This is a genomic window from Hydrogenophaga sp. GW456-12-10-14-TSB4 (genome assembly GCF_059424305.1).
On the sequence record NZ_JBWKZH010000008.1, the window covers coordinates 43,846 to 55,451 of the forward strand.

At 71.0% G+C, this 11,606-nt stretch carries 12 protein-coding genes; 6 read left to right on the forward strand and 6 right to left on the reverse strand.

Annotation, left to right across the window (positions count from 1 at the left end; genetic code table 11):
* Positions 1-28 precede the first annotated feature (28 nt).
* On the reverse strand, positions 29-676 hold the full coding sequence (locus AC07ZS_RS06370; RefSeq protein ID WP_494797740.1) for a response regulator transcription factor: 648 nt from the start codon (positions 674-676) through the stop codon (positions 29-31).
* Positions 673-2,157, reverse strand: coding sequence for a sensor histidine kinase (locus AC07ZS_RS06375; protein ID WP_494797741.1), 1,485 nt, complete (start codon positions 2,155-2,157; stop codon positions 673-675). The genes AC07ZS_RS06370 and AC07ZS_RS06375 overlap by 4 nt, the downstream gene beginning before the upstream one ends.
* A 41-nt stretch (positions 2,158-2,198) precedes the next feature.
* Here AC07ZS_RS06375 and AC07ZS_RS06380 point away from each other — a divergent pair, with 41 nt between their 5' ends.
* Both AC07ZS_RS06380 and dtd read left to right on the forward strand, forming a co-directional pair.
* Positions 2,199-3,128, forward strand: a complete 930-nt coding sequence (locus AC07ZS_RS06380; protein WP_494797742.1) for a cation diffusion facilitator family transporter — start codon at positions 2,199-2,201, stop codon at positions 3,126-3,128.
* Positions 3,125-3,568, forward strand: a complete 444-nt coding sequence (gene dtd, locus AC07ZS_RS06385) for a D-aminoacyl-tRNA deacylase (RefSeq protein WP_494797743.1) — start codon at positions 3,125-3,127, stop codon at positions 3,566-3,568. The genes AC07ZS_RS06380 and dtd overlap by 4 nt, the downstream gene beginning before the upstream one ends.
* Here the strand turns inward: dtd and ybeY are convergent.
* The 3 genes from ybeY to AC07ZS_RS06400 are packed head-to-tail and all read right to left on the reverse strand — an operon-like array spanning position 3,565 to position 5,403.
* Positions 3,565-4,023, reverse strand: a complete 459-nt coding sequence (ybeY, locus tag AC07ZS_RS06390) for an rRNA maturation RNase YbeY (RefSeq protein ID WP_494797744.1) — start codon at positions 4,021-4,023, stop codon at positions 3,565-3,567. The genes dtd and ybeY overlap by 4 nt on opposite strands.
* Positions 4,023-4,409, reverse strand: a complete 387-nt coding sequence (locus tag AC07ZS_RS06395) for an MliC family protein (protein WP_382323044.1) — start codon at positions 4,407-4,409, stop codon at positions 4,023-4,025. Before AC07ZS_RS06395 ends, ybeY begins: the two co-directional genes overlap by 1 nt.
* A gap of 13 nt (positions 4,410-4,422) precedes the next feature.
* Positions 4,423-5,403 (reverse strand): PhoH family protein, encoded by a 981-nt coding sequence (locus AC07ZS_RS06400; RefSeq protein ID WP_494797745.1) that lies wholly within the window; start codon positions 5,401-5,403, stop codon positions 4,423-4,425.
* 32 nt (positions 5,404-5,435) lie between these two features.
* Between AC07ZS_RS06400 and ruvA the strand changes: the two genes are divergently transcribed.
* From ruvA to AC07ZS_RS06415, 3 genes are read left to right on the forward strand one after another with little or no spacing between them, the layout of a single operon-like run.
* The gene (gene ruvA / locus AC07ZS_RS06405; RefSeq protein ID WP_494797746.1) at positions 5,436-6,014 is read left to right on the forward strand and encodes a Holliday junction branch migration protein RuvA; all 579 of its coding nucleotides are present in this window, start codon (positions 5,436-5,438) and stop codon (positions 6,012-6,014) included.
* A gap of 3 nt (positions 6,015-6,017) precedes the next feature.
* On the forward strand, positions 6,018-7,070 hold the full coding sequence (ruvB, locus tag AC07ZS_RS06410; RefSeq protein ID WP_494797747.1) for a Holliday junction branch migration DNA helicase RuvB: 1,053 nt from the start codon (positions 6,018-6,020) through the stop codon (positions 7,068-7,070).
* On the forward strand, positions 7,060-8,706 hold the full coding sequence (locus AC07ZS_RS06415; protein WP_494797748.1) for a rhomboid family intramembrane serine protease: 1,647 nt from the start codon (positions 7,060-7,062) through the stop codon (positions 8,704-8,706). The genes ruvB and AC07ZS_RS06415 overlap by 11 nt, the downstream gene beginning before the upstream one ends.
* Here AC07ZS_RS06415 and AC07ZS_RS06420 read toward each other — a convergent pair.
* On the reverse strand, positions 8,654-10,438 hold the full coding sequence (locus AC07ZS_RS06420) for a lysoplasmalogenase family protein (RefSeq protein ID WP_494797749.1): 1,785 nt from the start codon (positions 10,436-10,438) through the stop codon (positions 8,654-8,656). The genes AC07ZS_RS06415 and AC07ZS_RS06420 overlap by 53 nt on opposite strands.
* 102 nt (positions 10,439-10,540) lie before the next feature.
* Between AC07ZS_RS06420 and AC07ZS_RS06425 the strand changes: the two genes are divergently transcribed.
* Positions 10,541-11,602, forward strand: coding sequence for an SPOR domain-containing protein (locus tag AC07ZS_RS06425; protein ID WP_494797750.1), 1,062 nt, complete (start codon positions 10,541-10,543; stop codon positions 11,600-11,602).
* Positions 11,603-11,606: the final 4 nt, after the last annotated feature.

The window sequence follows — 11,606 nt, forward strand, 5'->3', positions numbered from 1 at the left end:
GGGCGCCTACGCGCGGCCCTCCGTAGAACTACGCAGTGCCCGGCGCGTCGTGGGCGTCCACCAGCGCGGCGTAGTGCCGGATCAGTTGCGCCAGCGAAGGCGCCTGCAGCTTGGCGAACAGGTTGGCGCGGTGGGTTTCCACCGTGCGCGGCGAGAGGCCCAGCGCGCGGCCGATTTCCTTGTTGGTCAGGCCCTCGACGATCAGGCCCAGCACCTCGCGCTCGCGCTCGGAAAGCTGCGCATAGCGCTCCCGGGCCGCGCGGTCGGCCTCGTTGCGCTGGCGCGAGCGCACGTGCTGGCGCACCGCGTGCTGCAAGGCTTCGAGCAGGGCTTCGTCGTTCACCGGCTTTTCCAGGAACTCCGCCGCACCGGCCTTGAAGGCGCGCCGGCACATGTCCACGGTGCCGTGGCCGGTGAGCATGATCACCGGCTGGTCCACGCCCTGGGCCACCAGGGTGTCGAGCACGCTCAGGCCGCTGATGCCGGGCATGCGCACGTCGAGCACGATGGCGCCGATGCCCTCGCGGTCGAAGTCGCGCAGAAAGGCCTGCGGGTCGCCCCAGGGCTGCACGCGCAGGCCCACGGTGCCGATCAGCAGGCCCAGGCCGTCGCGCACCGCCTGGTCGTCGTCGATCAGGTGCACGGTGGGCGAGAGGGTGTCGGGTGAGTGGCTCATGCGAGACCGTCCGCCAGCGGCAGTTGCAGCCGGAACACCGCGCCGCCCTCGGGCGCGTTGGCCGCGCCCAGCGTGCCGCCCATGCCGTTGGCGAGGGTCTCGCACAGGCTCAGGCCCAGGCCGAGCCCGCCCTTGCGCGTGGAAAAGAAGGGCTCGAACAGGCGGGGCAGTACCTCGGGCGGGATGCCCGGGCCGTTGTCGGCCACGGTGATCTCGCCCCGGCGCTCCTGGGCCGACACCGTGAGCACGAGCCGGCGCTGTGCCACGGGCACCTGCTCCAGCGCCTGCAGCGCGTTGAGGATGAGGTTGTGCACGATCTGGTCCAGCGCCACCGGGTCGGCCAGCAGCGTCACCGCCTGCGGCGCATCGAGCACCGGCACCACGCCGCGCCGCTGGCATTCGGGCTCCAGCAGGTAGAGCGCGCGGCGCACGGCCTCCACCGCTGCCACGGGCTGGTGCTGGCCGCTGCGGTCGGGCCGTTCGACGGTCTGGCGCAGGCGGCCCACCACCTCGGCGGCGCGGCGCGCCTGCGCCGCCGCCTGCAGCATGGCGCTGCGCGCAGTGGCGAGCTCGGGTGGGTCTTCATTCAGCAGGCGCTGCGCGGCCTGGGTGTTGGCCAGCACGGCGGTCAGCGGCTGGTTCAGCTCGTGCGCCATGCCGGCGGCGAGCTCGCCCAATGTGTTCAGGCGCGCCACCTGACCCAGGCGCAGCAGTTCCTCGGCGCGGCGGCGCGCGCTGCGCTGGCGCTGCAGGTGGTGCAGCGCCGCCAGCAGCGCGGCCACGCCCAGCACCCAGGCCAGCATGAAGCCCCAGGGCAGCTGGCCCCAGCCGACGGTGAGCGTGGCGACCACGTCGAATGGCTGGCTCTCGGCCGCCAGCAGCTTGTGGAAGGCGAAGTGCCAGCCGCGCGCGGGCCGCTCGTCCAGGGCCGCTCCGGGTTGCACCACGTAGCGCCGGCCCTCGTGCTCCAGCGTCACGCGCACCGGGCTGGTGTCGGCCTGCATGGGCCATTCGGACCAGGGCACCATGGCGCGCATGTCGATCGTCAGGGCGTAGCTGGTGGGCGTGGCGGCCAGCACCAGCTGGTAGCGCCCGGCGGGCAGGTCCAGCCCACCCAGCGCGGCGCGGCGGGCCTGGCGCGAGCGCGTCTCGGCCTGGGTCAGCAGCGGGTCGTTCCAGCGCTGCTCGGGGTCGCGCCGCTGCACGCTGAGGATCTGGGGGTAGAGCACCGGCAGGCGTTGCTCGGGCGAGGAGGCGCCGCTGCTGCTGTCGGGCACGGGTTGCAGCAGCGCCAGCGTGGCCAGCATCGCGTCGTGCTGCACCACCTGCTGGCTCAGCAGGCGGTGGACGATGCGCGCGTCGGTCTCGAAGAGGTTGCGCTGTTCGTCGAGCGACAGGCGCGCCAGCAGCACCGCGCCCGCCACGGACAGCAGGATTCCGCCACTCACCCACCACTTCAAGCGCTGCCATGACTGCCACATGCGGCGGATTCTGGCATGCCCGCAGCCGGCACAATGGCGGCATGCGTTTTGTCCCCGCCCGTTTCCTCACCCCGCGGCGCCTGCTGATGGCGTCGATCGGGGTGGCGGTGGCCACCATCGTGCTCAAGACCCTGGCCTGGGTGGTCACCGATTCAGTGGGCCTGCTGTCCGACGCCATGGAGTCGCTGGTGAACCTGGCCAGCGCCGTGGTCGGCCTGGTGATGGTGACCATTGCCGCGCGGCCGGCCGACGAAGACCACCCCTACGGGCACCACAAGGCGGAGTACTTCTCCTCGGGCTTCGAGGGCATCCTCATCATCGCGGCCGGGCTCGGCATCCTCTGGGCTGCCGGCAGCCGCCTGATGAACCCGCAGCCAATCGAACAGGTGGGCTGGGGCCTGGCGCTGTCGGTGGCCAGTTCGGTGCTCAACGGCGGCCTGGCCTGGACCATGCTGCAGGCCTCAAAGACGCACCGCTCGATCGCGCTCGAGGCCGACGCCAAACACCTGTTTTCCGACGTCTGGACCTCGGCCGGCGTGCTGGTCGGCGTCGTGCTGGTTGCGTTCACGGGTTGGCTCTGGCTCGACCCGCTGGTGGCCATGGCCGTGGCGCTCAACATCCTCAAGGAAGGTGCGCGCCTGGCCTGGCGCTCGTCGCAGGGCCTGATGGACGAGGCCGTGGAGCCCGAGGTGATGGCGGCCATCCAGCAGACATTGGAAGGCTTCGCCCTGTCGCACGGCCCGACCCACATCATCCGCTTCGACCACGTGAGCACGCGCCGCGCGGGCCAGCGGCGCTTCGTGGACCTGCACATGCACATGCCGGCGGGCTGGACGCTCGGGCGCGCGGCCGCTGTGCGGGGCAGCGTGGAGCAGGCCTTGATGAGCGCAGTGCCGGGGTTGCGCGCCACCATCCAGCTGCTGCCCAGCGACGTGGAAGCCCATTTTTTCGACGAGGACGACCTGAAATGATTTCGCTGCTGCAACGCGTGAGCGAAGCGCGTGTGGACATCGACGGCCAGACCGTGGGCGCCATCGGCCCGGGCCTGCTGTTGCTGCTGTGCGCGGAACCCGACGACACCGAGGCCGTGGGCGAGAAGCTGCTGGCCAAGGTGCTGAAGCTGCGCATCTTCAGCGACGACGCCGGCAAGATGAACCGCAGCGTGCAGGACATCGGCGGCGGCCTGCTGATCGTGAGCCAGTTCACCCTGGCGGCCGACACGCGCAGCGGCAACCGCCCGGGCTTCACCGGCGCAGCGCCGCCCGCGCTGGGCGAGGCGCTCTACGAGGCTTTCGTGCAGGCGGCGCGTTCGGCGCACCCGCTGGTGCAGACCGGCCGCTTCGGGGCCGACATGAAGGTGCACCTGGTCAACGACGGGCCGGTGACCATCCCGCTGCGGATGACGGCCTAAGCGTAGGGATCCGGCTGGCCCAGGCCCGCGAGGATCTCGGTCTCGCGCGCTTCCATTTCCTCGGCGTCTTCCTCGCCGGTTTCGTGGTCCCAGCCCTGCGCGTGCAGGGTGCCGTGCACCAGCAGGTGGGCGTAGTGCTCGGCCAGGGGTTTTTTCAGCTCGGCCGCTTCGCGCGCGATCACGGGGGCGCAGAGCACGAGGTCGGCCATCACCACCGGCTCGGTGGCGTAGTCGAAGGTGAGCACGTTGGTGGCGTAGTCGCGGCCGCGGTAGTCGCGGTTGAGCGCCTGGCCTTCTTCGGCATCGACGATGCGCACGGTGATCTCGGCGTCGGCGTCCAGCGCGTGGCGGATGCAGCGGATCACCCAGTGGCGGGGCAGGGCGGCGCGGTGCGCGGCGGCATCGGCGAGCTCACCGAACTGCAAGGAGAGGGAGAGGGCGGGCAGTTTGGCCATCAGCGTTTGGCCGGTTGGGCGAAGCAGTTGGACATCAGGGTCTGGTCTTGCGTGTTGGGGTCGGCGGCGATGGCACTCAGTTCCCCCTTCATGCCTTGCGTGTACCAGCTCAGCCGGGACTGCGGGTCCAGGGCGAAGAAGCGAACGCCCGTGGTGGCACGGCGGCCCTGCAGCATCAGCGTGCGGCCGCCGTGGTGCAACGCCGCGAACGAGGTGCCGTTGCTCAGGTTCAGGTAGGCCAGTTCGATCTCGCTGCCGCCGTCGCATTTGTACTGCACGGCCTGGCTGCTGAAGACCAGCTGGGGTTGTGGTGTTGCCGAGCCCTGGGCGGAGGCATCGAGGGCCAGCACGGCGACAAGGCTGGCGAGCAGGGTGCGTGTGAGCATGCGGTGTGTGGCGTCAGTGGGCGGCGCGGCGCGCGCGCTTGGGCGGCGGTGCGGCGTCAGCGTCGGGGGTACGGGCATCGTAGGCGTCCACGATGCGCGCCACCAGGGGGTGGCGCACCACATCGGCGCTGGACAGGCGGGTGAACGCAATGCCTTGCACCCGCTTGAGCACGCGCTCGGCGTCGATGAGGCCGCTGAGCTGCGTGCGCGGCAGGTCGATCTGGCTCACGTCGCCCGTCACCACCGCCTTGCTGCCGAAGCCGATGCGCGTGAGGAACATCTTCATCTGCTCGACGGTGGTGTTCTGCGCTTCGTCCAGGATCACGAAGGCGTGGTTGAGCGTGCGCCCGCGCATGAAGGCCAGCGGTGCGATCTCGATCTGCTGCCGCTCGAAGGCTTTCTGCACCTTGTCGGCGCCCATCAGGTCGTAGAGCGCGTCGTACAGCGGGCGCAGGTAAGGGTCCACTTTCTGGCCGAGGTCGCCGGGCAGGAAGCCGAGCTTTTCGCCCGCCTCCACCGCCGGGCGCGTGAGCACGATGCGTTGCACCGCGCTGCGCTCCAGCGCATCGACCGCGCAGGCCACGGCCAGGTAGGTCTTGCCGGTGCCGGCCGGGCCGATGCCGAAGGTGATGTCGTGCGTGGCCATGTTTTCCAGGTAGCGCGCCTGGTTGGGCGTGCGCCCGCGCACCTCGCCGCGCCGGGTCTGCATGGCCAGCGCGCCGTCGCCCGGGTCGGCCAGGGCGGTGTCGCCGCTGAGCATGAGCTGCACCTGTTCGGCGGGGATCGGCCGTTTCGCCATCTCGTACAGCGCCTGCAGGGTTTCCAGCGCCTGGGTGGCCTTGGCTTTCGGCCCTTCGATGCGGAACTGCTCGAAGCGGTGCGCCACCTTGACCTGCAAAGCGGCTTCGATGCTGCGGATGTGGCTGTCCATGGGGCCGCAGAGGTGCGCCATGCGGGTGTTGTCCGGCGGGGAGAAGGTGTGCCTGAGAATCAAACCGATAATCCAATGAACCAAGGAATTCACCGATGATAGGCAAGTTGACCGGTACGTTGCTGGAAAAGAACCCGCCCCAGATCCTGCTGGACTGCCACGGGGTGGGCTACGAGGTGGACGTGCCCATGAGCACCTTCTACAACCTGCCCGCCGCCGGCGAGAAAGTCGCCCTGCTCACGCACTTCGTGGTGCGTGAGGATGCGCAGATCCTCTACGGCTTCGGCACCGCCCCCGAGCGCGAGGCGTTCCGCCAGCTCATCAAGATCAGCGGCGTCGGCCCGCGCACCGCGCTGTCGGTGCTCTCGGGCATGAGCGTGGCCGACCTCGCGCAGGCCGTGAGCGCGCAGGAGAGCGGGCGCATCGTCAAGGTGCCCGGCATCGGCAAGAAGACCGCCGAGCGCCTGCTGCTCGAACTCAAGGGCAAGCTCGGTGCCGACCTGAACCTGCCGGGGGCCGGCCCGGCCCAGAGCGACGTGCAGAGCGACATCCAGCAGGCGCTGATGGCCCTGGGCTACAGCGACAAGGATGCCACCGCCGCGCTCAAGGCCCTGCCCAAGGACGTGGGGGTGAGCGAGGGCATCAAGCTCGCGCTCAAGGCCCTGGCGAAATAAACCATGAGCATCCAGACCGACGACTTCACCCCCGCGCCGCGCGTGGTCTCCGCCGCGCCGGCCTCGCCCAAGGAAGAGGCGATCGAGCGCGCGCTGCGCCCCAAGCTGCTCGACGAGTACGTCGGCCAGACCAAGGTGCGCGAGCAGCTCGAAATCTTCATCGGCGCGGCCAAGAAGCGCAGCGAAGCACTGGACCACGTGCTGCTGTTCGGCCCGCCGGGGCTGGGCAAGACCACGCTCTCGCACATCATCGCCCAGGAGCTCGGGGTGAACCTGCGCCAGACCAGCGGCCCGGTGCTCGAAAAACCCAAGGACCTGGCCGCGCTGCTGACCAATCTGGAGGCGAACGATGTGCTGTTCATCGACGAGATCCACCGGCTCAGCCCGGTCGTCGAGGAAATCCTGTACCCCGCGCTGGAGGACTACCAGATCGACATCATGATCGGCGAGGGCCCGGCCGCGCGCAGCATCAAGTTGGACCTGCAGCCCTTCACCCTGGTGGGTGCGACCACGCGCGCGGGCATGCTGACCAACCCGTTGCGCGACCGCTTCGGTATCGTTGCGCGGCTGGAGTTCTACACGTCCGAGGAACTGGCGCGCATCGTCAAGCGCAGCGCGGGCCTGCTGAACGCACCGATGGAAGACGAGGGCGGCTTCGAGATCGCGCGCCGCTCGCGCGGCACGCCGCGCATCGCCAACCGCCTGCTGCGCCGTGTGCGCGACTTCGCCGAAGTCAAGGGCCGCGGCGTCATCACCCAGGACATCGCCAACCGCGCGCTGGCCATGCTCGACGTGGACCCGCAGGGCTTCGACCTGATGGACCGCAAGCTGCTCGAAGCCGTGATCCACCGTTTCGACGGCGGGCCGGTGGGCCTGGACAACATCGCGGCCAGCATCGGCGAGGAGCGCGACACCATCGAGGACGTGATCGAGCCCTACCTGATCCAGCAGGGCTTCCTGCAGCGCACGCCGCGCGGGCGCATCGCCACGCTGGCGGCCTACCGCCACCTGGGCGTGGCACCGCCGAGCAACGCGGGCGAACTCTTTGCCGACTGACGCGGAGCACAGCCAGGCGTTTCGAGCGACCTGGCGCGGCAGCGCGGTCTGGGTGGCGGCGCTCGTGGCCCTCATGGCCGCAGGCTTCGCGGCGGGCGCCCTGGCCGCGCCGCGCGGCGCCTGGCTGTTGGGTGGGCTGGCGCTGCTCTTCGGTTTGATGGCCTGGTTGCTGCTGCAACCCTTGCTGAGTGCGCACCCCATCCTGCGCGTCGGCCCCGACGGCATCGGCGGCTACCTGCTCAAGGGGCAGACGATTCCCTGGAGCGACGTGGCCGATGTGGAGCACCTGGTGATGCAAGGCCAGCACCAGATCCAGATCCGGCTTCGCGAAGGCGCGGCCTCGCAGGCCGCGACGGCGGGCCTGTTCCGGCGGGGGCTCAAGCGCATCATCGCGCTCGCGCCCTTGCCCCGCGCCGAACGGCAGCCGGCGGCGCAGGCGGCGCTGCTGGCCTTCCAGCGCCACGCCACCGGCCAGGCTCAGGTGGCGCTGAACCAGCGGCTGGACGAGATGCTGGCGCACGACGCTTTCGAGGAGCGCTTGCGCACCCTCACCCCCACGCCCTGGGCGCTGTACGTGGTGATCGCGGTCAACGTGGCGGTGTGGGTGCTCAACCTGTTCGACGGCATGAGTCCCACGCAACCGACCTCGGCCGAACTGTTCGCCTGGGGGGCGAACTCGGCCACCGCCGTGGCGCGCGACGGCGAATACTGGCGCCTGCTCAGCGCCACCGCGCTGCACGGCGGTGCGCTGCACCTGGGCCTGAACATGTTTGCGCTGTGGGACGCCGGGCGGCGGGTGTGCCGCTGGTTCGGCAATGGCCAGTTCCTGCTGATCTACCTGGCGGCGGGGCTGGCGGGCAGCGCGCTCAGCCTGCATTTCTCGTCGCAGCAGGCGGTGTCGGTCGGGGCCTCGGGCGCGGTGTTCGGCGTGCTGGGCGCGCTGCTGGTCGGCGTGTACCAGCACCGCGCGAGCGTGCCCAAGGCCATGGCGACGCAACTGCTGACCAGCCAGGGCGTGTTCGTGCTCATCATGCTGGGGCAGGGGTTTGCGCGCCCCGGCATCGACAACGCGGCCCACGTGGGCGGGCTGGTGATGGGGGCTGTGCTGGCCTGGTTGCTCGTGGAATTGATCGACGAGCGCGCCACGCGCGGCCTGCGCCGGCGCCGCCAGGTGATGGCGATGGCGGCCACCGTGCTGCTGGTGGGCGCGCTGGTGGGGCTGGCCCGGCCCGGTGTGGACCACCGGCAGTTGTTCGATGCCCAGGCGCGCCTGACGGACCTGCTGCCCCGCCTGAAGGCGGCCGAGGCCGCGCTGCAGCAGGACGCCAGAGCCCACAAGGAGAAACGCCTGAGCGAGGCCCAGTTCGTCGACGCGATGGCCGAGCGCCACATCCCGGCCTACCGGGCCATCGATGAAGAACTGGCCGCGCTCGGGCCCCAACCCAACGTGCCCGCGATGGCAGACATCCGCGAGCTGCACGGCATCGTGCTGGAGGTCATGACGCTGGAAGTGGGTAAGCACCGGGGCACGCTCGACAGGCCGCAGGCCGACGCGCGCCTGAAGCAGCTGTCGGACCGGATGGTCAGCGTGGGTGCCCGTCAGCGAGCGAGGAACGCGCCGCCGGCCAGCCCGTGAGGGTGGCCGGTTCGGCGCCGTCGCGCCGGCCGCGCAGCATGCCCGCCACGATCAGCACCTGCGCCGCGTAATAGGTGCTCAGCACCCACACCTGCGACATCGGCAGCGGCGACACGAACTTGTTGGTTGCCAGCAGCGAGTCGCTCAGCATGAAGAAGCCCGCGCCCAGGGCCACCGCCAGGGCCGCGCGGTCGCGGTGCGCAGCGGCGCGGCCGATGGCCTGCGCGGCCATCAGCGCGATCACCAGCACATAGGCCGCCACCGGCGCGCGCAGGCCGGCCGGCAGGCCACCCAGCCACAGAAAGCTGTACATCGCCACGCCCAGGCCCAGCGTGGCCGCCAGCGCGCGCCGGCTCGGGAACCAGGGCAGGCCCAGGCGGAACAGCGCGATGTAGGCCAGGTGGGCCAGCAGAAAGGCCACCAGGCCCGGGATGAAGTAGCCCGACAGCATCAGGAACACGTCACCGGCCAGGGACAGCGCGAGCGCGGCCAGCAGCAGGGCATCGGCGCGCCGCACGCCGCCCGCGCCGCGCGCATGCGCCCCCACCACGGCCATGGCGATCAGCATGGCCAGCGGCTTGAACACCCGGTGCAGCTCCAGCCAGCCCAGCGCGGCGGTGGCCATGGCCAGGGCGCCGCATTCGATCAGCAGCGCCTCGCCCATGCCGATGCGGCCCTGCATCACCGCGCCGATGGCCCACAGCGCCACCAGCAGCACGCTGAACACCACCGCACTGCGCGAGAGCGGCCAGGCGTCGGCGAACCACAGGAAAACCGCCACGCCCGCGAGCAGCGCCACGAACTGCGCGCCCGCGAACCAGCGCACGGCGGCGCTCATGGGGGGGGCGTAGCGCTGCACGCCGGCGAGGTCGAACGTGGGGGCCGGGAAGCGCGCGGCCACGTCGGCCGGCCGCCAGCCCGGCGGCTTGAGCCACACGCGCAGCTTGTCGGCCCAGCGCCGGGTGTGCCAGCTGTCGCGCAGCAGGCCCCAGTACACCTCGCCGTTGGCCCACAGCGGGTCCCAGCTCTGCAGGGGCTTGCGCGTGCCGTACACGCACTTTTCGTCCTCTTCCCTGAAGCTGCCGAACAGGCGGTCCCACACGATCAGGATGCCGCCGTAGTTGCGGTCGAGGTAGCGGTCGTTCACCGCGTGGTGCACGCGGTGGTTGGAGGGGCTGCAGAACCAGCGGTCGAACCAGCCGAGCTTGCCGACCTGCTCGGTGTGCACCCAGAACTGGTAGAGCAGGTCGATCAGCGCCACCACGCCGAACACCAGCGGCGGCACGCCGGCCACGGCCATCGGCAGGTAGAAGAGCCAGCCCAGCAGCGCGCCCGAGCTGGTCTGGCGCAGCGCGGTCGAGAGGTTGTAGTCCTGGCTCTGGTGGTGCACCACGTGCGCGGCCCAGAAGACGGCGCTCTCGTGCCCGGCGCGGTGCAGCCAGTAGTAGCAGAAGTCGTAGAACACCAGCGCGGTCAGCCAGCCGGCCCAACTGGTCCAGAACGGGTGGTCGGGCCAGATCGCTACCGCCGAGTAGACGGCGGTGTACAGGCCCACGCGCAGCAGCCGGGTGAACACCGCGCTGATCTGGCTGAGCATGCCCAGGCCGATGCTGGTGATGGCGTCGTCGAGCCGGTAGGTGTTGCGCCGGCGCTTCAAGCCGATCGCGTACTCGACCGCGATCAGCGCGAAGAACACCGGCGTGGCCAGCACGATGATCTGGTTCGGGCTCATGGGCGGCGTGGGGGGCGCGAGCGAGGCATGCGCGCATTGTGGGCAGAAGCCGGTGTTTTCACCCTTGGCATCAACCCGCATGCCCGTGCCAGAATCGCGGGCATGTCCGCCAACCCGCCGCCCACCGCGACCGCCCCGCAGAGTGCCACCGCCGCGCTGTACCGCGCCGCGCTGGGGCCGGTGAACACGGCGCACTACCTGGCGGTCTTCGAGCGCTTCGACGACGCCGGCCGCGCCAGCCCGGTCTGGAACCCGGCGGCCGGCCTGCTCACCCTGAACTGGATGGTGTTCCGCCAGCTCTGGGGTTCGGCGCTGGTGTACCTGGCTTGCGCCCAGGGGCTGGCGCTGCTGGTGCTGGTGGTGGCCCGGCGCTTTCTGCAGTGGCCCACGTCGGTCGAGTGGGGCGTGCTGCTGACGCTGCTGTTGCTGAGCATCGCGATTCCCGGCGCCTACGGCAACGCCCTGCTGCACGCCGACACCCGCCGCCGCATGACGCGCGCGGTGCGCGAGGCCCGCACCGTGCGCGAGGCCTGTGCCGCGCTGGAGAAGCGGGCGAGCTCGAAGCGGCGGCTCTGGGGGCTGGTGGTCGTCAACCTGCTGTTGGCCGGCGCGCTGGCGGCGGTCTGGCTGGGCGGGTCGAAGGCGGGCCTGCCGGCGGCGCCCGAGGCCCGGGTCATCGAGCCGCCGGCGCTGGCGGCCGTGGTGCCGGCCGCAGCCGAATCGCCGCCCCCTGCGCCGGAGCCGGTGCCCGAGCCCGCACCGGTGATCGTGACGCCGCCGGTGCTGCCGGCACCCCCAGTCGCGGAGGCTCCACCGGTCGCACCCGCCGTGGTGACCGAGCCCGAGCCGCCTGCACCTGCACCGCCCCCCGCCAAGGCGGTGGCCGTCTCCAAGGTGGTGGCCCCCAAGGCGCCGGTGGCGCCGCCCACGCCGCCACAGGCCCATGGCATCAACGTCGGGCTGTTCGCCGACCCCGGCAACGCGGACAAGGCCCACGCGCGCCTGGTCGAGGCGGGTTTCCCGGCCATCCAGCAGAAGGTCGAATCGCCCAAGGGCGAGCTCACCCGGGTGCGCGTGGGGCCGTTTGCCAGCCGCGCGCAGGCCGACGAAGCCGCGGCGCGCATCCGCGCCCTGGGGCTGGACGCGATGGTGTTCGCGCCCTGAGCCG